This window comes from Methanocorpusculum labreanum Z, from assembly GCF_000015765.1.
Classification (GTDB): domain Archaea; phylum Halobacteriota; class Methanomicrobia; order Methanomicrobiales; family Methanocorpusculaceae; genus Methanocorpusculum; species Methanocorpusculum labreanum.
Window position 1 is genome coordinate 408,778 of sequence record NC_008942.1, and the last position, 25,526, is coordinate 434,303.

31 protein-coding genes, 2 tRNA genes and 1 rRNA gene are annotated in these 25,526 nt (G+C 53.0%); 22 read left to right on the forward strand and 12 right to left on the reverse strand.

Annotated features, from left to right (window positions below):
• Positions 1 to 41 precede the first annotated feature (41 nt).
• Positions 42 to 113: transfer RNA gene (locus tag MLAB_RS09765), tRNA-Cys, on the forward strand.
• Between the two features lie 7 nt (positions 114 to 120).
• A 5S ribosomal RNA gene (gene rrf, locus MLAB_RS02240) occupies positions 121 to 242 on the forward strand.
• A 156-nt stretch (positions 243 to 398) separates the two neighbouring features.
• Here the strand turns inward: rrf and MLAB_RS02245 are convergent.
• Positions 399 to 686: a hypothetical protein gene (locus MLAB_RS02245; RefSeq protein ID WP_011832800.1), complete on the reverse strand. Its 288-nt coding sequence runs from the start codon at positions 684 to 686 to the stop codon at positions 399 to 401.
• Positions 687 to 873: 187 nt separating this feature from the next.
• Between MLAB_RS02245 and MLAB_RS02250 the strand changes: the two genes are divergently transcribed.
• The gene (locus MLAB_RS02250; protein ID WP_011832801.1) at positions 874 to 1,593 is read left to right on the forward strand and encodes an META domain-containing protein; all 720 of its coding nucleotides are present in this window, start codon (positions 874 to 876) and stop codon (positions 1,591 to 1,593) included.
• Positions 1,594 to 1,690: 97 nt separating this feature from the next.
• Here MLAB_RS02250 and speB read toward each other — a convergent pair whose 3' ends face one another.
• Together speB and MLAB_RS02260 are read right to left on the reverse strand one after the other, a co-directional pair.
• Entirely contained in the window at positions 1,691 to 2,542 is an 852-nt protein-coding gene (speB, locus tag MLAB_RS02255; RefSeq protein ID WP_011832802.1) for an agmatinase, read from the reverse strand.
• Between the two features lie 19 nt (positions 2,543 to 2,561).
• Positions 2,562 to 2,945 carry a translation initiation factor IF-5A gene (locus MLAB_RS02260; RefSeq protein WP_048061975.1) on the reverse strand — a complete coding sequence of 128 codons (384 nt, stop codon included), beginning with the start codon at positions 2,943 to 2,945 and terminating at the stop codon, positions 2,562 to 2,564.
• A gap of 102 nt (positions 2,946 to 3,047) precedes the next feature.
• On the opposite strand from MLAB_RS02260, the gene MLAB_RS02265 reads away from it, so the two are divergent.
• The 5 genes from MLAB_RS02265 (at position 3,048) to MLAB_RS02285 (ending at position 6,949) form a co-directional block, all read left to right on the forward strand.
• Complete coding sequence (locus MLAB_RS02265) at positions 3,048 to 3,842, forward strand: bifunctional fructose-bisphosphatase/inositol-phosphate phosphatase (protein WP_011832804.1); 795 nt, start codon at positions 3,048 to 3,050, stop codon at positions 3,840 to 3,842.
• The gene (locus MLAB_RS02270) at positions 3,839 to 4,654 is read left to right on the forward strand and encodes an NAD(+)/NADH kinase (RefSeq protein WP_011832805.1); all 816 of its coding nucleotides are present in this window, start codon (positions 3,839 to 3,841) and stop codon (positions 4,652 to 4,654) included. Before MLAB_RS02265 ends, MLAB_RS02270 begins: the two co-directional genes overlap by 4 nt.
• A 35-nt stretch (positions 4,655 to 4,689) precedes the next feature.
• Entirely contained in the window at positions 4,690 to 5,379 is a 690-nt protein-coding gene (locus tag MLAB_RS02275; protein WP_011832806.1) for a DUF169 domain-containing protein, read from the forward strand.
• A gap of 200 nt (positions 5,380 to 5,579) precedes the next feature.
• A complete protein-coding gene (locus MLAB_RS02280; protein WP_011832807.1) occupies positions 5,580 to 5,759 on the forward strand; it encodes a 4Fe-4S binding protein in 180 nt (59 codons plus the stop codon).
• Positions 5,756 to 6,949, forward strand: coding sequence for an NAD(P)/FAD-dependent oxidoreductase (locus tag MLAB_RS02285; protein ID WP_011832808.1), 1,194 nt, complete (start codon positions 5,756 to 5,758; stop codon positions 6,947 to 6,949). The genes MLAB_RS02280 and MLAB_RS02285 overlap by 4 nt, the downstream gene beginning before the upstream one ends.
• Positions 6,950 to 6,956: 7 nt before the next feature.
• Here the strand turns inward: MLAB_RS02285 and MLAB_RS02290 are convergent, their stop codons facing one another.
• Both MLAB_RS02290 and MLAB_RS02295 read right to left on the reverse strand, forming a co-directional pair.
• Positions 6,957 to 7,754, reverse strand: coding sequence for a nitroreductase family protein (locus tag MLAB_RS02290; protein ID WP_011832809.1), 798 nt, complete (start codon positions 7,752 to 7,754; stop codon positions 6,957 to 6,959).
• A 37-nt stretch (positions 7,755 to 7,791) separates the two neighbouring features.
• Positions 7,792 to 8,763 (reverse strand): DHH family phosphoesterase, encoded by a 972-nt coding sequence (locus MLAB_RS02295; RefSeq protein WP_011832810.1) that lies wholly within the window; start codon positions 8,761 to 8,763, stop codon positions 7,792 to 7,794.
• 94 nt (positions 8,764 to 8,857) lie between these two features.
• On the opposite strand from MLAB_RS02295, the gene MLAB_RS02300 reads away from it, so the two are divergent.
• The 4 genes from MLAB_RS02300 to thiL all read left to right on the forward strand — a co-directional run bounded on the left by MLAB_RS02300 (position 8,858) and on the right by thiL (position 13,468).
• Positions 8,858 to 8,930 (forward strand) — tRNA-Phe (locus MLAB_RS02300).
• Positions 8,931 to 9,447: 517 nt separating this feature from the next.
• Entirely contained in the window at positions 9,448 to 10,308 is an 861-nt protein-coding gene (locus MLAB_RS02305; protein WP_011832811.1) for an RIO1 family regulatory kinase/ATPase domain-containing protein, read from the forward strand.
• Positions 10,305 to 12,608, forward strand: a complete 2,304-nt coding sequence (locus MLAB_RS02310; protein WP_011832812.1) for a DUF460 domain-containing protein — start codon at positions 10,305 to 10,307, stop codon at positions 12,606 to 12,608. The genes MLAB_RS02305 and MLAB_RS02310 overlap by 4 nt, the downstream gene beginning before the upstream one ends.
• Positions 12,608 to 13,468 carry a thiamine-phosphate kinase gene (gene thiL / locus MLAB_RS02315; protein ID WP_011832813.1) on the forward strand — a complete coding sequence of 287 codons (861 nt, stop codon included), beginning with the start codon at positions 12,608 to 12,610 and terminating at the stop codon, positions 13,466 to 13,468. Before MLAB_RS02310 ends, thiL begins: the two co-directional genes overlap by 1 nt.
• Here the strand turns inward: thiL and MLAB_RS02320 are convergent.
• Complete coding sequence (locus MLAB_RS02320) at positions 13,456 to 13,857, reverse strand: UPF0146 family protein (protein WP_048061976.1); 402 nt, start codon at positions 13,855 to 13,857, stop codon at positions 13,456 to 13,458. The genes thiL and MLAB_RS02320 overlap by 13 nt on opposite strands.
• A gap of 46 nt (positions 13,858 to 13,903) precedes the next feature.
• Here MLAB_RS02320 and MLAB_RS02325 point away from each other — a divergent pair, with 46 nt between their 5' ends.
• Positions 13,904 to 14,512, forward strand: coding sequence for an archaemetzincin family Zn-dependent metalloprotease (locus MLAB_RS02325; RefSeq protein WP_011832815.1), 609 nt, complete (start codon positions 13,904 to 13,906; stop codon positions 14,510 to 14,512).
• Positions 14,509 to 15,441, forward strand: coding sequence for a CRISPR-associated endonuclease Cas1 (cas1, locus tag MLAB_RS02330; protein ID WP_011832816.1), 933 nt, complete (start codon positions 14,509 to 14,511; stop codon positions 15,439 to 15,441). Before MLAB_RS02325 ends, cas1 begins: the two co-directional genes overlap by 4 nt.
• 25 nt (positions 15,442 to 15,466) lie before the next feature.
• On the opposite strand, the gene MLAB_RS02335 is transcribed toward cas1, so the two are convergent.
• Both MLAB_RS02335 and MLAB_RS02340 read right to left on the reverse strand, forming a co-directional pair.
• Positions 15,467 to 16,033: a TATA-box-binding protein gene (locus MLAB_RS02335; RefSeq protein ID WP_011832817.1), complete on the reverse strand. Its 567-nt coding sequence runs from the start codon at positions 16,031 to 16,033 to the stop codon at positions 15,467 to 15,469.
• A gap of 160 nt (positions 16,034 to 16,193) precedes the next feature.
• A complete protein-coding gene (locus MLAB_RS02340) occupies positions 16,194 to 17,240 on the reverse strand; it encodes a pirin family protein (RefSeq protein WP_011832818.1) in 1,047 nt (348 codons plus the stop codon).
• A 297-nt stretch (positions 17,241 to 17,537) separates the two neighbouring features.
• Here MLAB_RS02340 and MLAB_RS02345 point away from each other — a divergent pair, with 297 nt between their 5' ends.
• Together MLAB_RS02345 and MLAB_RS02350 are read left to right on the forward strand one after the other, a co-directional pair.
• The gene (locus MLAB_RS02345) at positions 17,538 to 18,056 is read left to right on the forward strand and encodes a MarC family protein (protein ID WP_011832819.1); all 519 of its coding nucleotides are present in this window, start codon (positions 17,538 to 17,540) and stop codon (positions 18,054 to 18,056) included.
• Positions 18,057 to 18,058: 2 nt separating this feature from the next.
• A complete protein-coding gene (locus MLAB_RS02350) occupies positions 18,059 to 18,736 on the forward strand; it encodes a hypothetical protein (protein WP_011832820.1) in 678 nt (225 codons plus the stop codon).
• Here the strand turns inward: MLAB_RS02350 and tsaA are convergent.
• On the reverse strand, positions 18,705 to 19,556 hold the full coding sequence (gene tsaA, locus MLAB_RS10030) for a tRNA (N6-threonylcarbamoyladenosine(37)-N6)-methyltransferase TrmO (protein ID WP_083755044.1): 852 nt from the start codon (positions 19,554 to 19,556) through the stop codon (positions 18,705 to 18,707). The genes MLAB_RS02350 and tsaA overlap by 32 nt on opposite strands.
• A gap of 53 nt (positions 19,557 to 19,609) precedes the next feature.
• Between tsaA and MLAB_RS09360 the strand changes: the two genes are divergently transcribed.
• Positions 19,610 to 20,068 (forward strand): YbhB/YbcL family Raf kinase inhibitor-like protein, encoded by a 459-nt coding sequence (locus MLAB_RS09360; RefSeq protein ID WP_011832821.1) that lies wholly within the window; start codon positions 19,610 to 19,612, stop codon positions 20,066 to 20,068.
• A 72-nt stretch (positions 20,069 to 20,140) separates the two neighbouring features.
• Here the strand turns inward: MLAB_RS09360 and MLAB_RS02365 are convergent, their stop codons facing one another.
• Positions 20,141 to 20,710: a TATA-box-binding protein gene (locus MLAB_RS02365; RefSeq protein WP_011832822.1), complete on the reverse strand. Its 570-nt coding sequence runs from the start codon at positions 20,708 to 20,710 to the stop codon at positions 20,141 to 20,143.
• Positions 20,711 to 20,782: 72 nt separating this feature from the next.
• Positions 20,783 to 21,103 carry a transcription factor S gene (locus MLAB_RS02370; protein ID WP_048061977.1) on the reverse strand — a complete coding sequence of 107 codons (321 nt, stop codon included), beginning with the start codon at positions 21,101 to 21,103 and terminating at the stop codon, positions 20,783 to 20,785.
• 102 nt (positions 21,104 to 21,205) lie between these two features.
• Here MLAB_RS02370 and artA point away from each other — a divergent pair, with 102 nt between their 5' ends.
• From artA to MLAB_RS02395, 5 genes are read left to right on the forward strand one after another with little or no spacing between them, the layout of a single operon-like run.
• A complete protein-coding gene (gene artA / locus MLAB_RS02375; protein ID WP_011832824.1) occupies positions 21,206 to 22,060 on the forward strand; it encodes an archaeosortase A in 855 nt (284 codons plus the stop codon).
• Positions 22,061 to 22,062: 2 nt separating this feature from the next.
• On the forward strand, positions 22,063 to 22,437 hold the full coding sequence (locus tag MLAB_RS02380) for an HIT family protein (RefSeq protein ID WP_011832825.1): 375 nt from the start codon (positions 22,063 to 22,065) through the stop codon (positions 22,435 to 22,437).
• A 40-nt stretch (positions 22,438 to 22,477) separates the two neighbouring features.
• On the forward strand, positions 22,478 to 23,986 hold the full coding sequence (locus tag MLAB_RS02385) for a homocysteine biosynthesis protein (protein WP_011832826.1): 1,509 nt from the start codon (positions 22,478 to 22,480) through the stop codon (positions 23,984 to 23,986).
• The gene (locus MLAB_RS02390) at positions 23,983 to 24,369 is read left to right on the forward strand and encodes a 4Fe-4S binding protein (RefSeq protein ID WP_011832827.1); all 387 of its coding nucleotides are present in this window, start codon (positions 23,983 to 23,985) and stop codon (positions 24,367 to 24,369) included. The genes MLAB_RS02385 and MLAB_RS02390 overlap by 4 nt, the downstream gene beginning before the upstream one ends.
• Positions 24,369 to 25,079, forward strand: a complete 711-nt coding sequence (locus MLAB_RS02395) for a UPF0280 family protein (protein WP_011832828.1) — start codon at positions 24,369 to 24,371, stop codon at positions 25,077 to 25,079. The genes MLAB_RS02390 and MLAB_RS02395 overlap by 1 nt, the downstream gene beginning before the upstream one ends.
• Here MLAB_RS02395 and MLAB_RS02400 read toward each other — a convergent pair.
• Complete coding sequence (locus MLAB_RS02400) at positions 25,076 to 25,483, reverse strand: hypothetical protein (RefSeq protein ID WP_011832829.1); 408 nt, start codon at positions 25,481 to 25,483, stop codon at positions 25,076 to 25,078. The two genes, MLAB_RS02395 and MLAB_RS02400, sit on opposite strands and share 4 nt — an antisense overlap.
• Between the last annotated feature and the right edge of the window lie 43 nt (positions 25,484 to 25,526).

Sequence of the window (25,526 nt, forward strand, 5' to 3'; positions counted from 1 at the left end):
TTATAAACAGTAACTGCTTATATATTATGCCAGATTACTGTGCCAAGTTGGCGGAGCGGCCACGCGGTTGCCTGCAGAGCAACTCTACTCCCGTTCAAATCGGGAACTTGGCTTGGGGGATCATGCGGCCATAGCAGAGAGGTTCCACCCGGACCCATTCCGAACCCGGCAGTTAAGCTCTCTTACGTCGGCTATTGTACTGAGATATGCGAATTCTCGGGAAGTTGTCAACGCTGCACCCCCCTTATTCTTTTGAAATGTTTAGTGTGTTTTTTGTATTGAGCGTAAGCTTTTTGCGTTTGTAGTATGGTTTTTGTTTTCCGTCATGTTTTATCAGGATACGGTAACGTATCCCGCATACATCGGGACGAAAGAGGAAAATAAAAAAAGAAAGAATGCTATCCGCGGTGATAATACAGGGAAAAATCTACATCGCAGAGATTGTCATTGGAAATTGTATACTTGCGAAAATCTTTTCCATCATTGAGCGTATACTCGCCGTCGCTGTCCTTTTCCCAAATCAAATCAAACTGCTTCTGGAGTGTTCCATCATTGACATCATACCAGAACTCAGTAACCGTACCATCCAAAGCGAAAACGTATTTCAGATTAAAGTAGGTCCCATGATCGTAATATTCCTGATCTGCATGCCATGTACCAACGATTTCATCCGTTTTAGAGGTCATACAAACAATTTGTTTGGTAATTCTTGGATATTAACATATCTTTCATTATGTCTGCGCCAACATGTAGGTCTGTGTTCTAAAGAAAAGTGTAAAAAATCAAAATATATGTTAAAATCAGTCTATAATAACTGGTAAAAAATTTGTAGTTAAAGCCATACTTATAGTCTCTGACATCTAATAATAATGTATGAAGCACACAACACTCGTGTTCTCAGCTCTTGTAATAATTGGGGCTGTAATATTTGCTGCAGGATGTATCAGTCCTGATAGCGAATCTCTCGAAGGAAACTGGGTTCTCACAGGTATCGGTAGTGACAACACGTCAATCATCGGGGACATCACCCTTGAGATTGCCGGCTCCACCATCTCCGGAAACAGCGGGGTAAATAACTACTTTGGTAAAATCACCATGGGTCAGGATGGAAAACTCAACATCAGCGGTCTTGGATCAACCAAGATGGCCGGTCCTGCTGATTTGATGGAACAGGAGCAGAAATATTATGCTGCCCTTGCCAATGCAGCCGCATATAAAATAACTGACGGTTCGCTTATCATATCAGACAACGCCGGAAATACCATCCTAACTTTCAAAGAAATCCCGGCAATAGTCGGGAAGTGGCTCCTTGCCTCCGATAACAATGTCACCGTTACATTCAACCCCAATGGTTCATTTGGAGGTCAGGCACCGGTTAACATCTACGGCGGGTCCTACACAACCTCTGGACACACCCTTTCCATTGGCGATGATATCATCTCTACAATGATGGCGGGAACCGAGGAACAGATGCAGGCCGAGTCAGCATTCTTCCATGCGCTTACAATGTCTGCCGGCTACTCGATCGTTGACGCACACTTAATCATCACTGATGAAAATGGAAAAGAACTCCTGAACTTTGTTCAGGCCTAAATACTCCCTCCTTTTTTAGCTGTAAGCTGCGTTTTAAGGCTAAATGCATTCACCTACAAAAAAGCAAATTGATGATGGTTAGGGATGAAACCAAGGTTCATTTAGATTTGCAGGCGTGACCTGCAATGAACTCGCGGATGATATGGGCTGCAACCATCGCGGTTTGACCAGCATCGTTTGGAAGCACCTCCACATAATCAAATCCAACGGCATTTTTGGCAAGAGCTCTTACAACCTCCCGCACCTCTCTTGGAGTAAGCCCGAATGGTTCCGGTGTGCCAAGGCCGGGAGTCAGGCAGCAGTCAATCGAATCCGCGTCGATAGAAAGATACAGATCTGCATCCCCTATCAGCGCTTTAATCTCATTCAACACTGTCCCAATGCCCCGATCCTTGATATCATCAGCCGTATACAGATGATACTTCTCCTTGGCAAGTAAGAACTCGTCTCGTGATCCGCTTCGTGCCCCAAGAATGATGATATTTGGCGTGATCTCGCTCACGCGTGCGGTTACGCAGTCGTGATTATAAGGGGATCCTCGGTATTCATCCTGCATATCAAGGTGGGCATCACAGACAACATACCAGGATGGAGAAAGAGCTCTGACGGCACCGATCGTTATCGAATGTTCTCCACCAATCATTATCGGGATCTTCCCGTCTTTCATCAGATCGAGAACAACATCCTCAACCTGGGCGACAACGAGGTCGGGCAGACATTCTGCATAAATATCGCCCATATCATGAAACGGAATGTCGGGAAGCTCTATGTCGTAATAGGGATTGTACGTCTCGATATTGTATGATGCCTGACGTATCGCTGCAGGCGCATCTCTGCATCCTGCTTTAAAAGAGGTTGTCCCATCGAAGGGAACGCCAAATATCCCATATGATGCATCTGAATATTCGCTTTCAGCATCAGCAAAAAGAGTGTTAGAGAAAGACTGCATATAGGATTATTGTGCAGTCTTAGAGGTCAAGCTTACGCTTGCCGAGTGACTCGATGTAGGGAACTTCCTGAGCCGGCTGGAAGGTTGCCAGAATGTGTTCATCCTCTACAATAAGTTCAAAGTTATTGAAGTCTTTCATATCCATGAACGTGACAACGTTTCCTGCAATCGTTAAGATCTGTCCGGTCTTTCTCTCAACTATCGGTGCATAGACGGTTGCCGAGGTCGGGGAGACAACCGAGCGTTTCTGTCCATCAAAGAGACCGACAACATCTAATCTTGCCTTTGCTGCTCCGTGTTTTCCCGGTTTGGAGATGGAGATGCTCTGGATCTTGCATGGCTCATCGTCAACGACAACGTAACGACCTTCTTTCAGTTTTCCAACTTCAGTCTGTTCCTTCATAGTATATCTCTCTAAGTATGGGAGGTGATTGCTTATGAGTGTTACGGCACTCATCCATAGGCAAGAATTCATGTGGATATCCCACCAATACAACTAATAAGTATGGATCCGACAGAGTTTCTTTTTGTTTGCGACAAAGTTGCTCCCATGGTCGAGGAAGCGCTTGCTCCTCTGATTGGGACAGAGTATGGTGCTGAAGAGCTCTGTATGGGTGCGGATAATACGCCGACCGAACGCCTTGACAAAATTGCCGAGGATATCATTCTCGCAGTGTTTCGATCACGCAAAGTCTGCCGTGCCCTTCTTTCGGAAGAGGCAGGTATGGTTCAGGATATCGGCGGGGAGTCGGGTCTCGCGTATCTTGATCCGGTGGACGGATCGTTCAATGCCGGTGTTGGCATCCCCTTTTATGCCCTGTCCATCGGCCTTTCCGACGGCGGGAAGATGGTCGCCGGGTATGTTCGAAATCTCGCAAACGGCGAAACTTTCACGGCGGTCCGCGGGAAAGGTGCATTCCTGAATGGAAAACCCATTCGCGTATCGAAAAAAACCGAACTGAACGTTTCTGCGATGAGCATTTATGCTAGGTCTCCCGAACTCATCTCTCTTCTGGAGAAAGGTCTTCGTGCCCGAAGGGGAAGAAAATTCGGTGCATCGGCGCTTGAACTCTGCTATGTCGCCTGCGGGAGGATCGAAGGATTTCTGGATCTCAGAAACACTCTTCGAATTACCGACGCCGCAGCGGGCATGTTCATCTGCGAGGAGGCCGGCGGGATCGTAACCTCACCAGACGGGTCTCCGGTATCTTTTCCGGACGACGTCCGTTCCGGTAGAAGGCTTCTCGCAGCAACTCCAGCAATACATAAATTAGTTTCAGATATCATGAGGCTGCAATGAAAATCTGTATCGTATCCCGGATCGATCTGAAAGAACCGGTCGAACTTGCCCAGTCCCTTGGGTGGATGCTCCGCGATCAGGGACATGATGTCGTATATGAACAGTCGGTCGCCGCTGAACTGGGGTATGCCCCGGTATCCCTTTCCAAAGATTTTTCAGCCGATCTGATCGTTGTTCTCGGCGGCGACGGGAGTGTTCTTCGGACCATCAGAATGCTGGATCATCAGGTTCCTGTTGTCGGGATCAATCAGGGTCAGGTTGGATTCCTGACGGATATCGAACGGGACAAAGCTGAAGAGATCCTGACATCCCTCTCCCTGCCGCTCCCGCTGGATCCCCGCATGCGGATATCCATCGAATTCAACGGAAGGTCCGTTGGTTCGGCCCTCAACGAGGCGGTCATCGTGACCTCGCGCCCGGCAAAAATTCTGAAGTTTGCTGTCTTCGTCAACGGCAGACAGATCGACGAGTTCCGTGCCGACGGTCTCATCATTGGGACGCCGACCGGTTCTACCGCCTATGCGATGAGCGCCGGCGGTCCGATCGTCGACTCGACGATCGAGGCCATGCTTCTCGTCCCGCTTGCGCCCTACATGCTTTCATCCCGCCCGTATCTGATCAACTCGAACAGCGAAGTCGAGATACGTCTCGTCTCCGTCAAACCCGCGCTTCTGGTGATTGACGGACAGGATCAGTACGAAATCGGCGAAAATGCCACGTTGCTTATTCGAAAATCCCCCGATCCGGCTCTCTTTGTAGATGTGGGCAGAGGATTTTTCGACAAGGTCGAGCAGAAATTACGTCTTCTATGAGCGCTATTAAATAATCGCATGACCAATTTTACGTTATGACAGATTATGCAAAAATCTCGGCAACCCTCAAGGAAACCCTCCACCTCGTGGGGTCTCCGGTCGCGGTAAAACTGGTCTCATCGCCGGACAAGCTTCCAGCAGGCGTCCCGGAGATCGAAGAAACTGTTCGTCACTGTGGGATGGTCTCTCTTGCACGTCAGGGAAAAGTCTTCTACGCGCCTGATTCCAAGCATCAGTGCGGCGGCGGAGCATGGGTCCTTGGTCTGCGCGAGATCGGCGAGTCAATGGAGTCGGGAGAGCATTACTTTAAACTTGGAAAGTACAGCTCACTCGGCGCGAGCAAAAGAACGGTGTTCAATGTCCCGGCTCTCCCGCAGGACACCTATGCCACCGTCTATGCACCTTTGGAAAAAGCGACCTTCGTTCCGGATGTCGTGATCATCTTCGCTAATCCGTTTGCAATGCTGAAACTTGCGCAGGCGTCTCTCTATAGGCTCGGCGGTCGTCTCTACCCCGAATTTGCCGGTATCCAGTCGGTTTGTTCCGATGCGACGGCGTATGTCTATCAGAACGGAGAGCCGAACTTCTCTCTCGGCTGCGACGGTTCCCGGAAATTCTCCGGCATTGCAGATGACGAAATGGTTGCCGGTTTCCCGGTCGAAAGAATTGAGGAGCTCGCAGAAGCCGTGTTAAAGGTAACTGCCGCGCCCGGCTCGAAAAAATAAATCTCCTTTTTTTACCACTGACCGGTGACCCATCCGTAGACGCCGTAAATTACGCAGGCGATCGCCACGATCATCAAGATAATATACATCACGCTCGGTTTGGTTTTTTCATCCGCATCCATACTTACTAGTTCGAGCGGCTGAAATATAAGGTTCCCGCAGAGCAAACTATTAAGCGGCTGAAACAAATTATTAAGACGATGATTCATATTCGACGAGATGTCTGCGGGTACTGCGGGGCGTGTGTCTCCGTGTGTCCGAGAGGGGCCCTCGAACTCATCGATGCCTATCTGACCGTTGATGAGACCCTCTGTAAAAACAAATGTAAGATTTGTCAGACCGTTTGCCCGCTTGGGGCAATCGAACAGGAGGAACAATGAAGGAAGCATACGATGTTTTAGTTGTCGGCGGGGGTCCGGGAGGAGCTCTTGCAGCAAAAGCTGCCGCTGAACAGGGATTGTCCGTTCTCCTCGTCGAAAAACGCCCGGCGATCGGGGCACCCGTCCGCTGTGCAGAGGGTATCGGCAAGGAAGCACTGGCTGAGTTTATCGAACCCGACCCGAAGTGGATCGCTGCCGATCTCGACAAAGCCGTTTTGATCGGGCCGGATGGAACGAAGTTCACGATCGGCGACAGTCATTCCGGAGGAAAAGTAGGCTACGTTCTCGACAGAAAAGTGTTCGACCGTGAACTTGTCTGGCAGGCAGCCGAGGCAGGAGCTGAAATTCAGGTTCACGCACGTGCCTCTGCCCCGATCATGATCGACGGCAAAGTGTCCGGAGCCGTGATCCACCAGCATGGAAAAACCTACGAGGTTCGGGCAAAAGTAATTATTGCAGCCGACGGTGTCGAGTCGAAGTTTGCCAAGTGGGCCGGCATCAATACAACCGTCCCTCTGGCCGAGCTTGAAACCTGCGCCCAGTACATCGTCAACGATATCGATATCGATGAGCGTGCCAATCTGTTTTATTTTTCATATACGGACGCTCCATGGGGATACATCTGGGTTTTCCCTAAAGGACACAGATGTGCCAATGTCGGTATCGGCATTGCCGGTACGAAATCCGGCGAAGGCCACCGTGCCAAAGATTACCTCGACCGGTTCATTGCCCGCGAATTCCCGAACGGAAAGGTCACCGAGCTTATCGTAGGTGGTGTTTCGGTTTGTAAACCACTGGACTGTACGGTTGCCGACAATCTAATCATCGTTGGTGACGCAGCCCGTCTTTCCGATCCGATCACCGGCGGAGGAATCTACAATGCCATGTACACCGGAAAGCTTGCTGGCGAAGTCGCTGCAGCAGCCCTGAAAAAAGGCGACACCTCCAAAAAGGCATTGATGGTCTATGATAATACCTGGCGTGAAGGCCCTCTTGGTCATGCACTGGCGAGAAATTATGCGGTAAAAGAGTCGTTCATCAAAATGGATGATGCAAAGTTCAACTCCATCGTCCATTCTATGAGCGATCTTTCTCTTGATGAGATCACGGTGAAATCTCTTGTGATTGCAATATTCAAGGCAAATCCCTGGCTTGCTCTCGAGCTGCCCCGTTTGCTTATGACCCTCTAATCTTTTTTTACGTCCAGAAGATTTCCGGCATATCTCTAGGCGGAATCTGCGTGAATGCATACTGCGGATGTCCTGCAAGTAGGGCGAACTGCGCTTTGTATCCTTCCGGAATGCCGAGAATTTTTTCAAGCGGGGGGAAAACGCCCAGAAGGATCATCACAAATCCTGCCCAGCAGGTCCCAAGCCCGATCGAAGGGGCATAGACATCCGCATAGGTCAGAGAGATAATACTGTCCACAAGACCTAAATCTTCTTTGGGATTTGCGACTGCGATAAGAAGCGCCGGTGCGTTTCTGCAGAGAATGTCGTTTCCTGCATCCAGTTTTCTCAGCATTCCGGCAGCAAGACCGTACATGCGGTTATCCTTTGGAACCTGCCTCAGGAGTTCGGCTGAAGCCGCGACGAATGCCTTCACTTTTGCGGGCTCATTCACGACGACCCATTTGACCGGGTGGATATTACAGCCCGATGGTGCATGAGCGGTGATTCTAATCAGTTCTTCGCACTCTTCTTTCGTAACTGGGCTGTCTTTCCAGAGACGGATCGACCGGCGCGATCTGAGGTGGCGTGCAAGGATCGCAGCGTCGGCGAATCCTGCCTTTTCCGTCTCTTGTGGAATCGTCATGGCGCCGCTTGGGCAGATCGCGATACAGTGCCCGCAGGATATGCACTCCGGGCCGGGATGAACGATCGGCGAGGCGTCGTCGTCACGCTGAATGATGTTGTTTGGGCATGCTTTGACGCAGGCTCCGCAGGTCGTGCAAATTCCGTAATTAATTTGGATGCTTTCGGCCAGATTGGTCATAAGCTAGTATTGGGCGGGTGATAAAAAAAGCGTGCGGTCAGAGTTTCTCTGCCGCAGCAATGAATTTGTCTTTCTGGGAAACTTTTTTGAAGAGCTTGAGCATCCATTTTTCTTTCCAGGTGTAGTTGAAACTCCCGCCGGATGCGTTGGGGTGTCCTCCTCCCCCGAACTCTCTCGCGATGAGATGGCTGATTTCAGGAACGCTGCGCAGAGAGAATTTTCCTGTGTCGAAGACGAGGAGTTCGATGTCGGTACCAAGCTGCCTGCGTGCTTCGGCCGAGGTCTCGCTTGGATATCCGTAGGAGGGCATAACTGCAATGGTGTATTTTCCCCGGAATATTTTTGCAGCCTTGATGCTTTTTTTCATGCACTTGTTTTTGTCGTGCTCGATTTTTTCAAAGATGCGGGATACTTCGTCGTCGATGATGATGCCTTGTGTGAGTTTGTCCCTGACGAGTCTGAGGTTTTCCTGTTTCGAGGTGACGATCCCGAGTTTTGCAGACCGCGGATCCTGGTGTTTCCAGAGATCGTAATCGCAGACGACGCCTGCGACCTCGCGTGCGCTTTGGTTATCTTTGGCTAAGACCGAGGCAACAACGCCGGTCGCACATTTCGTTGTGTCCACGATGAGGGTCTGGACGAAAGGCTGGACACGTTTTTTCTCAGGCTCGGTCCATTTGTGGTGGTCATACCACAGGATGACCCAGCCGGCGGCATGGGCTTTTCGTATCTGATCCTCGATGCCATTCTGATATCCGAGATCGCTGATTATCAGCGTGTCTCCTTTCCCGTTGCACCCGCCGACCTGCGCGAGAAACCAGCCGAACCGGCCGACGGACGAGAAGAGCGTAAAAATTTCATTGCCGAACGCCATCCTGCAGATCGCGTCCGACCCCGCGGCGTCCAAATCGTTGTGCGTTAGATGGACGATATTTGTGGTTCGCCCGACGATTTTTTCCTGAAGGGTCTGTTTATTGGTTCCGTTTTTTGTATTGGCGCTCTTGACCATTGTGTAGTACTACGTTTTTGGAATGGATAAGCTGTTTGAGAGAGTCAATCAGATTATTATAAATAGTTCTCATACTAACATTAGTTACGCAAGAGCCTTTATAGCTCAGTCGGGAGAGCGCCAGACTGAAGATCTGGTTGTCGCCGGTTCAATTCCGGCTGAAGGCATTGGATTTTCCTTTTTTCACAGCATTAGAATCTATTGAATAAATGTTGTTTTGCATTCGTGTTCTTCTTCCACTGTGTGTCGTTTGTCACATTCATTTCCGTCAATACGTAACAATTAACTCCTTTTCTGAAATAATCTGGGGATATGTGACTTGTGGTTAGAAATCCAAATCACTTACTCATGCTTTGGTCGCCCTTCAAGTAGCTCACTTGCAAGTCCCATCCAAAAACTTAACTCAGCCGAGTTTTCTCTTCCAATAAATACGGTCTACCTCGCAAATCAATGATTTGGTCGCACGTCTATCGGTTTGCTCTGCTGAGGTCGAGCCTGACGGCTGACGCCGCCCGGTCGCAAATCAAAGATTTGCTCAACTGAGGGACCTAAAGGTCCCCGCCGCCCGCTCGCAAGTCTGACGACTTGGTCGCAAATCAAAGATTTGCTCAGCTAAGGCCGCCTCTAAAGGGACGGCCCGCTCAATCATCTATTTGTCCCATCACCGCCAAACCTATATCACCAATGCCCATTGATGCAGACATCATAAAATCTCTCCATAAATACGAAATACGCATCCTTCACGCCCTCGAGCGGATGATGAAACGATACCGCTGGGTCCCCGAAGACGACCTCCGTGCCGCCGTCAAACTCTCCCCTCCCGAACTCAAATATCGTCTCGGCAACCTCATCCACCGTGACCTCGTCCGATCCGACTCCGTCCCCTACAAAGGCTACGCCCTCGTCTTTGCCGGCTACGACGCCCTCGCTTTATCCGACCTCGCCGGCAAAAAGACCATCTCCGCCCTTGGCTGCATGGTCGGCGTCGGCAAAGAATCCGAGATCTACGAAGCGCTTGGTTTCGGCATCGTCATCCTCAAACTCCACAAAGTCGGCCAGAGATCCTTCCAGACTCTCAAAACCAACCGCGAATACATGCCCGGAGAAGGACACTGCCCCTGGATATTCGCCTCCGCAAAATCCGCCGAACGGGAATACGAAGCGCTCAAAGCCTTAAACGGCAAAGTCAGCGTCCCGGTCCCGATCGACATCAACCGGCACGTCATCGTCATGTCCCAGGTCCCGGGCGCCAACCTCATCCGCTGCGTCCTCGAAGACCCCGACACCATCTACCGGCAGATCCTCGACGAAGTTCAAAAAGCCTACGCCGCAGGATTCATCCACGGAGACCTCTCCGAATACAACATCATGACCGACGGGGAAACCGTCTGGCTCATCGACTGGCCCCAGTGGATCCCGCCCACCCATCAGAACGCCGACGCCGTCCTCCGGCACGACCTTGAAAACGTCATCACCTACTTCGCAAAGAAATACCAGACAAACTACGACCTCGAAGAGGCGGTCGCTTTCGTAACAAAGCCATGAATCTCGTATTCGGCATCGACAAGATCACGGGTTCCGCTCATTCCTCGCCGGGCGGCCTCTACTCCCTCGTCCGGGTAGTCGACAAAAGGATCGAGTCCGAAGAACGCAGCATCACCCTCCAGCATCTCCTCCATCTCATCAATGCCGAGAAGCCGGAGATCGTCGCCTTTGCCTCGCTCCGGGAGATCGCCCCCGACACACGCTCCCTTTTTACCCTGACAGAAGCCCTGCCCTTTGGCACGAAGCTCGTTCTCATCGCCTGCATCGGGGCAAAATCCGCCCCTCTCCCGAAACTCGCCGAGCGATACAACCTCCGCTTCGACGCCTCCAACCCTATGGAACAGGCCAAGATCTCGGGTCTCATCGCCTCGTTTGGAGGCGGATACGAGATCAGGACCTTCGAAGGGGTCACGACCATCACCGTGTCGAGAGCCCGCCCGCCGATCCGCACGCACCAGAACCGGTACATCCGGCACATGCAGGGGTCTCTGATGTCGATCTCCCGCGAGATCGAGGCCGGCCTCCTTGCAAACGGTCTCATGTTTTCCTCGTCGATCTCCCGGTCGTTTCGGGGCGAGCGGATCGTGGAATTCAGCGTCACCGCTCCCCGTCACGAGGTCCCCGCGTCCTCGAAGACATCGGCCGGAGTTTCCGTCCGGGTCGCCGGCACGAGAAAGGAGGCTCCCGATTTCCTCCCTATCTCAAAGCGGCCGCCCTACTTGATCGTCGGCATCGACCCGGGCACTACCGTCGGGATCGCCGCCCTCAATCTCGACGGCGACCTGGTCCATCTCTCCAGCACCCGGGCTCTTGGTCAGGCCGAGATCATCGCGGCAATCACTGCGGTCGGAAGACCTGTTTTGATCGCGACCGACAAGGCCGAGATGCCGTTCGGGGTGGAAAAAGTCAGACGGGCCTTCTCCGCCGTGGCCTGGACTCCGGCGAAGGATGTGCTGATCAAAGAGAAGTATGATCTTGCCGAAGGCTACGACTTCGGGAACGATCACGAACGCGACTCTCTCTCGGCCGCGGTAATGGCTTACCGGAGTTATGCGAACAAGTTCGAGTCGGTCCAGAAACGCATGCCCCCGGGAACCGACATCGACATGGTCAGGGCTGGGATCATCCGCGGCCTCTCCCTCGAGCAGATCCTCGAAACCCTGAAGCATCCGGAAATTCTGCCCGAAGAGCCGGAGGTCATTGTGGAAGAGTTCGTCCCCGACGAAAAGGACGAACGCATCGCCCGGCTCGAAGAGACCGTCGCGAAACTTCGTAAACTCGCTGGAAGTTTATCCGAAGAAGTCGAGGTGAAGGACAAGGCGATCGCAGCCCTGCAGAAACGGCTTGTTTTCGAACGGGAAGAGAGGAACGCGGAGATGCTCTCAACTGAAGCGATCACCTCCCGCGACACGGAACTCGCCCAGGTGAAAAAGGCTCTCAGGAAAGAAGAGCGCCGCAGTAAGACGCTTCGGACCAGACTCGAGCGGATGAAGCATTACATCTCTCTGCAGGCAGGCGACGGCTGCACGGCGCTGAAAGTCCTCCTGCTGCTTGCGAAGGATCATGTGAAGACGCTGGACGACGAGATGGGGGTCGGCGAGGAGGATATCCTGTATGTCCTCACGATCGACGGCTGGGGTAAGACGGTGATCCGCGATCTTGCGGAGGCGAAGATCGGGGCGGTGATCCTGCCGCGGCTGACGTATCAGCGGGCAAAAAGCCAGCATCTTATCGAGGAGTTTAGAGAAGCGGACATCCCGATCCTGGACGGAGCGAACCTTTCACCCCGCGTAAAAGGAAAGATCGGCGTGGTGGACTCGGCCGCGTTCGAGGCGGCCCTTGCCGACTGGAAGACGACGCAGGATGTCTACAAGAACGAGAAGAAGATCGGTGAGATTCACGGGATGGTGAAGGAGTATCAGGTTGAGCGGGTCAAAGATGTCCTGGAGAAAGGGATCGACCCGACGCTGGTGTTCGAGGTGGACCGGGCAAAACCCGAGACGCCGGCGTCACCTCCGGTTCCTGAAAAACCGGCCACGGTTTTCAGACCAAAACCCGCTGCCCCGCCTGTGGAAAAACCTGCTCCGGCAGAAAAACCCGTGGTAAAGCCCGCAGCAAAACCCGTAGCGAAGCCGGTTCCAAAGCCGGCTCCGGCCCCGGTGCCAAAACCGGCGCCGAAAAAGGAAACCCCGAAAAAACCCGCATCCTCCAAGAAGCCTGAGAACGGATCCGCGGAGAAGATCCTCTTTGGCGTCCTCTCCGAGTACCGCGAAGAACGCAAAAAGGAGCTGAAAAAATAATGGACGACCGTTCCCTTCTTGACTCGATCCGTCATCTGATCGGCGAAGACGAGACGGCGGACGACTGCGCCGCCTTCGACCTCTTGGACGGCAGGATCCTCGTCTCCAGCACCGACATGCTGCACGAGACGACCGACTTCCCGAAAGGCATGACCGAATTCGAAAAAGGCTGGATGAGCGCCGCCGTCACGCTTTCGGATATCGCGAGCTGCGGGGCAAAACCCGTCCAGCTCCTTGTTGCCGTCGGTCTGGACGATCCATCCCGGCTTGTTCCCTTTATGGAAGGCGCCGTTTCCTGCGCAAAAACCTTCGGCGCGAAGGTTTCCGGCGGGGATATCGACAGTCATATCGAACTCACCGTTGTGACAACGGGTTTTGGGATCGTGGAAAAAACGCACTACTGCCGGCGGTCCGGTGCCCGTGCCGGCGATCTCGTCTGTATCACGGGAACACCGGGGCTTGCCATGGCGGCACTCGAAGGCGATGAACGCTACCGGAAAAATCTGCTCACCCCGATCCCGCAGGTAAAAGCCGGGCAGAAAATCGCCGCCGCCGGCGCGTCCTCGATGATGGACGTCTCAGATGGTCTTTCGATCTCTCTTTTTGATATGTCGGAGGCGTCCAACGTCGGATTCGCGCTCGAATCGGCAAAATTCAATCTCCCGGACGTCCGGGCAGGGTCCGCACGGGAGTATTATCTCTACGGCGGCGGGGACTTTGGTCTCCTTTTCTGCATATCGCGGGAGCGTTTACCGGCCCTCGATGCGGAGTACACCGTTATCGGTAAGGTCGTCGGGGAAAAAGGGGTCTGGTGCGACGGGGAGCCTGTCGAAAAGCGGGGCTATGCTCACTCCTGGTGAGCCTTCACATATCGGTGCAGCATAACGCCGTCCGTCACGATCCGTTCTCCGCCGTTTTCGTACAGCTCGAAGCCAAGATGATAGACGATCAGGTCGGCGTTTATGCGAGTCGCAAGCTCGATCAGCGCAGGAACGATCTCCGTCCCCGGACGGATCGCGTAGATCACGCCCGCCGCCTGATAAAGTGAGATCGTCGGCTCGACACAGTCGTCAACAACCGAGGGAACCGGGCCTTCGGCGTATGCGTGCACGTCCGTGCAGAGCACCGGGATGCCTGCATTCTGCACGATCTCTGCGGCCGTCGTTTTCCCGCCAAAGCCCACCTCTACTGCCGAGCGGTAATTCGCCGCGATATACCGACCGACCGCCGTCTCGATGCCGTTTCTCATAGAATAAGGTACATTTATCGCTTTGCACAAAGAAATACCTATACAAATGGGGATACATCTTTTTTGGGACAGCCGCGTTCCTGTCGGCCTGTCGCGTCCGGTTTCCGAGGAGCTGTCCGCGGTTCTCGAGATGCCCGTCTCGAGGATAGACGACGGCATTTTTCCGCTCGAGGGCTTCGACCCGGTCCGAAACCAGTATGATGCCGTGAAGGTTCTTTTAAAACTGGACATGTTCCGGAGAAGAATGCCCCAGATCTTCAAGCCGGCCGATATGGACCTGGAATTCTACAATAAATTCAATCATCTGCACGAAAAGATCCTTCTCGTGACGCCGGGCGATCTCTACGAACCTCTCGCGGACTTTGTGTTCGGTCTTGCCTACCCGAAACTCGGGGTGGCGATCGTTTCGCCGCACCGGCTCCAAAACGAGTTCTACGGCAAATATGCCGACGACTCGGCGCTGATTGATCGGATCGTAAAAGAAGGAGCTCACGAGATCGGGCACCTGTTCGGGCTTGGTCACTGCGATAATCCAGGATGCATCATGTATTGTCCGCGGAATCTGGACGAACTGGACCGGAAGCGGAAGTACTTCTGCGGAAAATGCCGGGTCCAGCTGAACGGCGACACGCTGGAGGATGATCTGTTCTCATGATCCCCTGGGTCACCGTCTGGGGATACGGCGCCGAGATCAAATCGACCCGCGACTCGCTGATCGTGCGGCAGAAAGGCAGTACGACCCAGTATCCTCTGGATGATATGCGGCATCTTTTGATCGCCGGCGGCCACTCTCTGCACACCTCGGTCCTGGAACGCCTCGCGGACCGCGGGATCGCCGTCTCCTTTTTCACGGCGCACGGAAAACCCGTCGGCGGGATCTACGGAAAAGGCGCCCCGTCTCTTGCGTCTCAGCAGCGGGATATCCCAATCCATAAATTCGCGATGGCCTCGATTAGGTCTTCGCTGGATGAACGTCTGCGGTACATCAACGAGCTTGCCGAGTTCGATCCCGAAGGTCTCTACTTCAAAGGGGAGTTTGACATCCTCACCGCAGCACGTGAGGAACTGGAGTATCTGATCACCCTTCCGGAAATCGGCCGGGCGTTTTCCCTGACGAAGACGATGTATTACGAGATCATCGGCAGGAAACTTCCCAAAGTGCTGGGCTACCGCCGGAGATGCCAGCCGCCGTTTATGGATCCGGTGAACGTGATGATGTCCCACGGGTATGCGGTTTTGTATGCGAACTTCGCTCTTGCCTGCACAGGAGCAGGCCTCGATCTCTCCCGCGGCGCCCTCTACGGGGAGATCGTCTCGGCGCCCGGCGGTCGCGGAGGGTGCGTTCTTGATCTCATGGAGCCTGCGACCGTGTCGATGGTCGACCGGGTGATTATCCAGATGGCGGCGGAAGGCCGTCTTGACGGAGCATACGAGGTCACGACCCGGTGTCTTTTATCGAACGAACTCAAAGAGGAGTTCATGAAACGGCTGCACGGTTCGATCAACATCACGCTGATCGAAGAGAATGTAAACCGGTATGCCGAGTCCGTCAAAGACGGCCGGGACATCGTCTTCCATTACTAAGACGGCCGGAAAAAAAGTATTAGGATTATTTTTGTTCGGTCAGGACGTCTTTGAGACTCTCTTCGAGGAAGTCCAGACCTTTTCTGACATCGTCAAGATTCTTACCGCCGGTTAAGATGATCTTTCCAGACGAGAAGAGCAGTGCAACGATTTTCGGATCTTTGATACGGTATACGAGACCCGGAAACTGCTCGGGTTCATACTCGATGGCTTCGAGAGAGAGGGTTGCGACCACACGGTTCAGGTTGATAAACCGACCGATGTCGTAGGAACAGACTATGTTGGTCACGGCGACCCGCGGGACATCCAGCACGTTTACGCCTGCTTCTTTCAGGGAGGCAAGCACCTTTGCGAGACCTTCTCCCAGCGACTCTTCATTTCTGATTCCGGTAAGCACGACCTTTCCCGACGAGAAGATCAGCGATGCCATTTTCGGACTGTCGATACGATACACTGCACCGGGGAAACGTTTTGTATTGAGTTCACACCCGTCAATTTTTTCGGAGATCTCTGCAAGATCAATTTCTTCGGCAATTACGCCGGAGGCGACGATATTTTCAATCTTCAGAGAGGAGTATGTTTTCCCATCCATCTTTATTAAATGGAGCACGGACAAGCATAATACTTCGCGTTAGATGCGGGTGTGGTTTCATCTGTAAATGCGCGGCGGTTTATATAATATCATTTCAAGGTTTTGGATATTTTCAAAGAAAAAAGATATTTGGGGTCGCGATTTTTCCCGGAAAATCCGGTCAATCATCCAGCCCGGGATCGTGATACGATCGCCGCTCTTCGACATGCCCGTCCACATACCGTGCGAACCGGTTTTCGCCGATGTCATGGACTGGGTCGGGGACATCCCACGGCCACCCGCCAAATTCGGTCTGCCGGAAGTCCCGATAGGCTTCCTGGATCTCTTCAGGCGTGTTCATGACAAACGGACCGTATCTGGCGATCGGTTCATTGATCGGCTCTCCTTCCAGAAGAAGGAGGGAACACCGGGCATTTCCGGCATGTATCGAGATATCCTCGCCTCCCGGGAGTACGACCCGCGAGTAGGGGCCGATCTCCTTTGTGCCGATCATGATTTTATCGCCGTCGTAGAAATAGAGATTTCGAGAGATCGTCGAAGTAACGGCCGGGATGCGAAGTTCTGCTCCCGGGGCCATTCTGATGAGGAGAACCCTGACATGATTGTCCGGGTCGGTTGCCCAGGACGCAGGCGAGGGTGCGGGGGCACGTTTCCCGTCCCATACTCCTGCAATCAGTCGGATCGTGCTTGCTTTTCCGGCGGCATCCCTGGAGGTGATGACGGGTATGTCCTCGGCCCAGAGCATCCGGTAATGCGGCTGCGCAAGTTTGTCCTTTGCCGGAAGGTTCAGCCATATCTGGAAAAGTTCGAGCGGATTTTCCCGGTCCGCATGTACGAGCGGGAACATCTCCGCGTGCTGGCAGCCGCTCCCGGCTGTCATCCACTGCACATCCCCGTTGCAATATCTGCCTGAAGAGCCGAGCGAATCGGAATGATCCACATAGCCCTGTATCGTGGCCGTGATCGTCTCAAAGCCCCGGTGCGGATGAACCGGGAAGCCCGGGACTCGCTGCCCGTGATACATGCGGAACCCGTTTTTTATGACAAAATCGTTTCCCAGGTTTCTGCCGGAAAGAGAGACGGCCGGACCGAGGTCCCGTTCTCCTTTCGGGTACATATCTTTATGATGAGCACAGAAAAGAAACGGATTGTCCGTTACGAACGGAAAGCCGAGTCTTTCAACACGGATAACTTCTTTCTCTGCCATTTCGCTGTTATGTGAATAGAACTCCCCAATCCGTTATATATTTGTGGGAGACGGCAGACAAACGGCCGGTATGTGCCGTTTTTTTTCTGCAGAGGCGGAATGGGATTTTCGCGGTCTTCGGCATCGAAATACCATCTTCCCGAGGTATAATATGCGGGAACGCTCAATATTACATATCTCTATGCTGGAACTACTGGTAGCCGTCATATCAGCCGCGTTTACGCTGATCATTATTCTTGATCCCCTGCTTTCGGTCTCGATGTTCATCAATCTGACCAGGGATCTCCAAAACCCGAGATGATCAGGCAGGCTTTCGTGGCAACGGGCGTCGCCGGCGTTCTGATGCTGACATTTCTGATATTCAATAATCTGCTGTTCGATCTTCTCGGCATTGAACTGGAGAGTTTCAAGGTCGCTGGAGGTATCATTCTCTTTATTCTTGGTCTGCAGATCGTTCTTGGTCTGGAAATCGGCGGCTCCTCGGCAGGGCACAAAAGTCTGGAGAGCTCGGACCGGATCGGGAAAAAATCCATGGCAGGCGTCATCATCGGCACGCCGGTGATGTGCGGGCCTGGAACGATCACGACAGTGATGATCCTCGGGGCTCAGGATGGTATCATTCTGACCCTCGTTGCCGTGATCCTTGCCCTGTTTTGTATCTGGCTGATTTTGATCTTCTCGGCGCAGATCAAGAAACTGCTCGGAGAAACCGTGCTTGTGATCCTCTCAAAAATCGTAGGTCTTCTGCTTACGGCGATTGCCGTACATACGATCTGGACCGGTATCCTTGGACTGATTGCCCTTTCGGTCGCCTGATCATGGTCGTCTTCAAACCGGAAATGACTGAGTTCCTCGTTTTTGATCTGGAGGCGTTCGTGCCGCCGATGGACCGGAGGAAACGGACCGGAGCCTCCCTTGCCGTGAATGCGTTTCGCGAAGGGCATACCCTTCTAGGCGGTGTTGTCTACGGCGGCCGGCCGCTCACAGGCGAGGTGGTCCAGGACTATGCTCATTACTGGATGTGGCGCGAAGGAGGGGAAAAAGAGGTGGTGACCGCCCTTTACCGGGTTTTTGCCGCGATGTGGGACGGGGTCAAAGACAAGAAGATGATCCAGGCGGATCCTGTTGTCTGCGGGGTCGGGATCTCGACATTCGATATGCCGTTTCTCCTGACGAAATGTCTCCAGTACCAGGTGGCTCCTCCCGAAGAAATCTACAACACGATAGGCAAGTGCCGGGTCGTCGATCTTTCCGTTGCGGGTATCGGTTTTGTCCCGACACAGAATCCTATTCTGCACCCCTGTTCGCATAATCAGCTGGCCGACGCTCTGCTTCCTGAGCGTGCCAGAAAACCTACCGGAAAAAAGGTGTGGGAGATGATGGATGCAAAGGAGTACGGGGCGGTCGAACAGAGGTGCGAGGGCGAGGTCCGGGAGATGGTGGAGATCGCAAACCGGATGCTTCTCAGCTGTCGATATCCGCGTAGTACGGTTTGATGTCGAGGACCGGCGTATTATCGAGTGCTTCGAGTCCTTTGACGGTGAGGACGAGGTCATTTATGCTGATGATCGTAACAAGCGTAAGAGAGATCGGATTCGGTCTTACCGGAGCACGGGTCGAGAATACGCCGCGCATCTCGCCTTTTCCGTGGCCATGCGGTTTTACTTTGAGGACGTCCCGTTCCGCCCGGTCGAACCAGCAGAGGATGAAGACTTTGTCACCGGCGGCAAGCCCAAAGAGTCCGTCCCGGTATTTCTCATAGATCGTTATCCTGCTTGGTTTGTCGGTGAAGATCCCTTGTCTTGGTGCGTCGTCCTGACGTTCGAAGGGCGAATGAACGATGCCGATCGGGGTGCATTCTATTTTATTTGGGGCATTTTTCTGGGCGGGTGCGGATTTGAGGGAGAGGAGATCGAGAGCATTATTGCATAACCAGTCGCATGACCCGACGTAGGCGTTTTCCCGCGGGACATGCGTGTAGGAGACCGAGGCAAACTCCGATGCCAGCTGTTTTGCTTTTTCATACAAGGGCCGCAGATCCGCCGACCTTACCGCGTATCTCCCGGTCATCTGGGAAATCATCAGATTGCTGTCGGAAAAGACCTCGACGTTCGTCTCTTTGGGCTTGCAGAACTTCACGGCCCGGCGCAGAGCGGAGTTCAGCGCCGAGTATTCTGCCGCATTATTGGTTGCAAGCCCAAGCGTCAGGACATCGGACTCAAGGACCTCGTCTCCGCGTAAAATCAGCCACGCGGCAGCGGCCTGTCCTGGGTTTCCCCGGCTTGCCCCGTCAGTGTAGATCGTCAGATGGTCCATGGATTAGTAACTCGACCTATACTTTAATTAATGTGCCTGTCTGAGTATAGAACATGGACACTATCACCATTCATGTAGGAACCCATGGACTGACTGCGTCGAGTACCTTTGACGGAGGCAACATCTCTCCGAAGATTGAACTTCTGGGTGTACCCAAAGAGGTCCAGTATGTAGGCATGATCGTCCAGAATAAATCCGGCGGCGAGAACTACAAATGCATATGGTCGGTCTGGAACATCCCCTCAGTCGGCTACATCCCGCCGGGATACGACGTCGGCCCTGCTCCGAAGTTCCCGTTCCCTGCAGTCCAGGGGGTAAACGACTTCGGCGAGCATGCCTGGCACGGCCCGTCACCGGGTCTTGGGATCACTGACCGACTCTTATTCCAGGTGTTCGGCCGGACCGAACCCCTGATCATCTCGGCAAATGCCAAGATGGATGAAGTGATCGAAGCGTTCCGCGACGGGAAAACCACTGCCCACGGCAGTCTCGAAGTCACCTATCAGGGATAACTCCCTGCCTTTTTTCAAGCCTTTTGCTTTCCTGGCGTAAACATCTAAAAAACAGAGGAAAATCGATATTGGTTATTCTATCTGCAGAAGTTTGAGAGAGATCAGATCATCGTAGATCTTTTTGACCGCTTTCTTTGCATCTGCCGTTTTCTTTCCGCCGGTGATGATAAGTTTTCCCGAACCAAAGAGCAGAACGACCACTTTCGGATCGTCGAGCCGGTAGACGAGTCCCGGAAACTGCTCGGGTTCATACTCGATCTTGTCCAGATTGAAGCTCATCGCGATCTTGTTGAGATTGATGCGGCTTCCAAGGTCGGCCGAGGTGACGATGTTTTGAACGGTGTAGGTCGGGTTGTCCAGAATGTTGATCTTGAGCTCTTTTAGGAGAGCTACCAGGTATTCCAGTCCTTTGGTCAGATTCTCGAGGCTTTTGGCGCCGGTAAGGACGACTTTTCCCGATCCGAAAACCAGGGCCGCAATTTTCGGATTCTGCATGCGCAGGACGACTCCGGGGAAACGCTGTTTATTATATTCCGCTCCCGGAATCTGGGCGGCGAGCGCCACAAGGTCCAGACTGTCATTCACCTTGGTTGATGCAACAATATTCTCAATCTTCAGCGAGTCTTCGGGAAGGTTTGACATATTTATAAGTTAATACAGGTTAGTATATAAATACTCGTGTGGGTTGCTTAAAAAAAGAGGGGGAAAATATGCTTAATCGTATTCACGCCAGGTATGTTTGCATTTCGTGCAGCGGAAGAATCTTACTTCGGATTCATCAGCACTGCGTAACTGGCGGAGCCACCACTCGGCGATGCCGTGACCGCAGTTTGGACATTTGATGGCGATTGTTGGTTTGGTTCCCATATCCGCGCCTTCTTCCACGATCAGAATGTCGTTTTCCTGCATGTAAGCGACTTTTTTCATCTGCTCCTTATTTTCGGCGGTGATGGTTTCGGTATATCCACATTTTGAACAGCAGAGCTGTCCGTCTTTTGATTTCATCAGCTTCCCGCATGTTGGGCAGAACATCATAGAATACACTATTGGTTTTTCAACGTTAAATAGCCTTATGAAGCCGGCAGGTTCGGCTGGCAAACCCATTTATCCAACCATGCCCAACCAATAAGCATCGATATGCTGGATACTCTGATACTCTGCACATTAATCATCAGTCTGGTCGCATTTCTTCTCACGCTGATTCCTGGAAAATATGACAAATATACTGCGATTACAGGATGGATCATGGTGGAACTCAGCTTCCTTTTCATGCTCCCTGATCTTCTTGAAGAGGGAAATTTTTTTTATCCGCTGCTCGCCATCGCCGGAATCCCGCTCGTATATATTACCATTAAACGTCTGCTCATCCGTGACCAGCATATCCTCAGACTCACCTATGCGGCGGCCATCTGTGGAATCGTTTATGCCCCGTTTGCCATATTCACTGGACTCGGCAACAGGCTCATCTCAATAGTGGTGTTTTGTATCCGAAAGGTGTTTGATATAATCAGTTTTCCCTACATCATGGCTGATTGGAATATCTTCGAGTCGGTATGGACCGTTCCGGGCCAGACATATGGCTACATGGATCAGATCATTCTCGGATGTACCGGAATTACGGCGATCGCGATCCTTCTGGGCGTGATAGCTCTCACCAAAACCTCTTTGGCGCAGAAAATCGGGCTTACGCTTCTGGTCTGCGTGCCGATATTTATCATCAACATCTTTAGGAACGTCTTTGTCATCATGGCCTACTTCGGGCAGTGGTTCCCCTGGTTCGAGGAGGAGCTCACCCACCCGACGATTCCTGGATATGCAAGCTTTTTCTGGTCCCACAATGTCATCTGCGAAGGAGCGGCGTTCCTTCTCATCCTCGTTATCGCCTACCTTCTCTTCCGGTTCTCGCCCGGACTGATCAGCAATATCCGTGAGATCCTCTTTATTTACCGAGACGATATCCGGTTGATGCTCGGCAAAAAGCCGCGGACATAAATATGGACTGTCCGTTCTGTACTGATGATTCATCTTTGTTCGGGAACGATCTCGCCTATGTAAAATGGGATCTCTACCCTGTCTCGCCGGGGCACGTCCTTATTATTCCCCGCCGGCACGTCTCCTCCTGGTTTGATCTCACCGCAGACGAACATGCGGCCGTGAGTGAACTTATCGGGCGTGCCAGAGAGCATCTGGATAAACTCTACTCGCCTGCCGGATACAATATCGGCGTGAACTGCGGGGAAGCTGCCGGCCAGACGGTCATGCATGCCCATCTCCATCTTATCCCAAGATATGCGGGTGATGTACCTAATCCTCGGGGCGGAATCAGGGCCGTAATTCGGGCAAAACAGGATTATCCGAACCTGGAATGACGCCATTTATATAGGATGAGCGGGATTAAATATTATTTATATGTACAAATCCATCGACGAAATAAATGAACGTATTCGTGATGGAAGTGTCCGTGTGGTCAGCGCTGAAGAGATGCCGGATATCGTCGATGAACTCGGCGTTACCGGGGCACTCAAAGAAGTGGACGTGGTCACCACCGGCACTTTCGGCGCGATGTGCTCATCCGGAGCTTTTTTGAACTTCGGCCACTCGGAAATCCCAATAAGAATGGAAAAAATGTGGCTGAATAACGTCGAGGCCTATGCAGGAATAGCAGCCGTCGACTGTTATATCGGAGCAACCCAGGAGTCCACCACGAGAAACTCGGAATACGGCGGGGCCCACGTTATCGAGGACCTTATCGCCGGAAAATCCGTGGAACTCCACGCCCGGGCAAAAGGGACCGACTGCTACCCGAGAACCTCAATAACCAATGAATTTACCATAGATGAACTGAATCAGGCAATAATGGTCAACCCGAGGAACTCGTATCAATCCTATAATGCCGCGACCAATATGAGCGATCGGGCAATACGGACCTATATGGGATTCCTTCTTCCGTCTCACAGAAATATCACCTACTCGGGAGCCGGCTGTCTCTCTCCTCTTCCAAATGATCCGACCTTGTCGGTTATCGGATCCGGAACCCCGATCTTTATCGGCGGAGCGAACGGTGTCGTTGTCGGGGAAGGCACGCAGTCTTCCCCTGGAGCCGGGTTTGGAACCCTCATGACTTCCGGAAACATGAAGGATATGTCTCCCGATTTCATCCGGGCGGCAACCATGACCGGATACGGCGTGACGATGTATGTCGGTGTGGGTATCCCGATCCCTCTCTTGAATGAGGAGATCGTTAAGCACACCGCGGTCCGCGACGAGGATCTGAAGACGAGCATCGTCGATTATGGAACTCCGTTCAGGGACAGACCCGTGATCCGCGAGGTCACCTATGCCGAGCTGAAGAGCGGCTCGATCGAGATCGACGGCGAAGAGGTCCGCTGTTCTCCGCTCTCCAGTTACAAGAAGGCCCGTGAGGTCGCAGCCGAACTAAAGAACCGGATCGAAAACGGTTCTTTTACGATGGCTCTGGCCTCCCGCCCGATCGATTCCCAGAAGAGGAACAAACCGATGGCGGAGAAGGGGTATGTCTGTCATGTCAACGAGATGATGGTCTCGACCTTTGTGACCATCACGGGACAGGAGAGCGTCAAGGAGGCTGCCAAACGTCTCCTGAAAGGCGAGACGAACCATCTCCCGGTGATCGATGCGGAGAACCATTTGATTGGTATCGTGACGACCTACGATGTCTCCAAGGCCTTTGCGAACGATGCGCAGGATCTTACCGTGTCCGAGATAATGACCAAAAACGTCATCACGATCGCCCCGGACGCGCCGGTGGACTTTGCCGCACGGACCCTTCAGCAGCACAACATCGGCGCCCTTGTCGTGATCGATGCATCCAGACATATCCTCGGCATGCTCAACTCGTATGATCTCGGCGATCTTGTCGGCGGGAGGGGACGAAGATGAAACTGATGGTCGAGTTCGATTCGGACGGAGTCCAGTATCCAAACATCGCCGCCGCCATCCTTCGGTCCGGCGTGATGGTGAATGTGGAACGCGCCCTTATCGACGGGGACGAGGGCTGGGCGCTGCTCGATGTCGATGACCGCGATGCGGGAAAATTCATCGCCGCCCTTACAAGAAAAGGAGTCTCGATCCGGATCCAGAAGGATGCGGTGTCCCACAGCCGTACGGACTGCGTGGACTGCGGACTGTGCATCAGCATCTGTCAAAAGCAGGTGTTCTCCTTCGATGAAAACTGGCAGCTCGTCGTCGACTCGGAGCGGTGCGTCCTCTGCGGCAGATGTGCGACCTACTGCCCCCAGCGTGCCCTGAGTATCCAGAAGTAATGATCCGCGAGAAGTTCGCGTACCGCGAAACGATCACCACGATCCTTGCCGACGATACTTCACATGTTGAAGCGGCAAAGGGAGGGATGATCGCGGCCCGGACCGGTGTTGAAGAGTATCTTCTGACCGATCCCTTTTTTCAGATGAGTTACAGTCCGGTCTCTGCCCCGGCAGATGCGCCGGAGTCGGTCCGGTGTATGGCCGCTGCCTCGTTCGAGGCGGATGTCGGGCCTATGGCGGCTGTCGCGGCGACGATCGGCTGGGCAGGCGTCAAAGCGATGCAGAATCGGGGGGCCGCCTTTGGGTTGATTGACAACGGCGGGGATATCGTGCTGTTTTCAAATCGTGAACTGCGGGTCGGGATCTATGCAGGCCCCGCCCCTTCATCCGGGAAGTTCGCATTCCTCATCACGCCGCAGACCGAAATCCTTGGGATATGCACGTCGTCTGCGACCGTCGGGCCTTCGGTCTCGTTTGGGATCGCAGATTCGGTGACCTGTTTTTCCCATGATCCTGCAAAGGCGGATGCCTGGGCGACTGGTCTTTGTAATATCTTAACTCCGGAAAACTTTGACAAGGTCATGAAAAAAGTGGAAGAGTCCTCGGTCTTTGCCGTGTATGCGGTGATCGGCGACTGGATCGGCCGGTGGGGGGATCTGCCCGAGATCGTGCCGGCGCATGTCAGCTATGATCTGATCACGAAAGGTTAGGCGGACATCTCTTTTGCATACTTCACCGCTTCCCGGGAGGATCCCGGGCCGGAAAATGCTTTCAGGAATTTTTCTCCATCCCAGACCGCGATGAAAAACAGCGAACTCTTTTTATCGAATCCGAAGATGATCTCGGAAAGCTCCACATTGGCGATTTTAATCCCGCGCAGGAGCTGCGAAGAGGGCTGGAGCAGCAGACGTTCATAGATATCGATCTCCGGCTCCTCCTCGAATGCGTAGATGTAGGTCTGCAGGGCATTGGTCAGGTCCGAAGTGCAGAGCCGGACCGCCGTCTCTTTAGGCAGCTGACGAATGAGTTCGGCGAGTCTGAAATCATCATCCCCCGATGCTTCGTAGAGTTCATCGGCAAGAGGTTCAAGATCCGAGGCGGAGGTATATGCCATTACGCTGTACTTTTCTGTTGCGTGAATCAATAAAGTATAATGT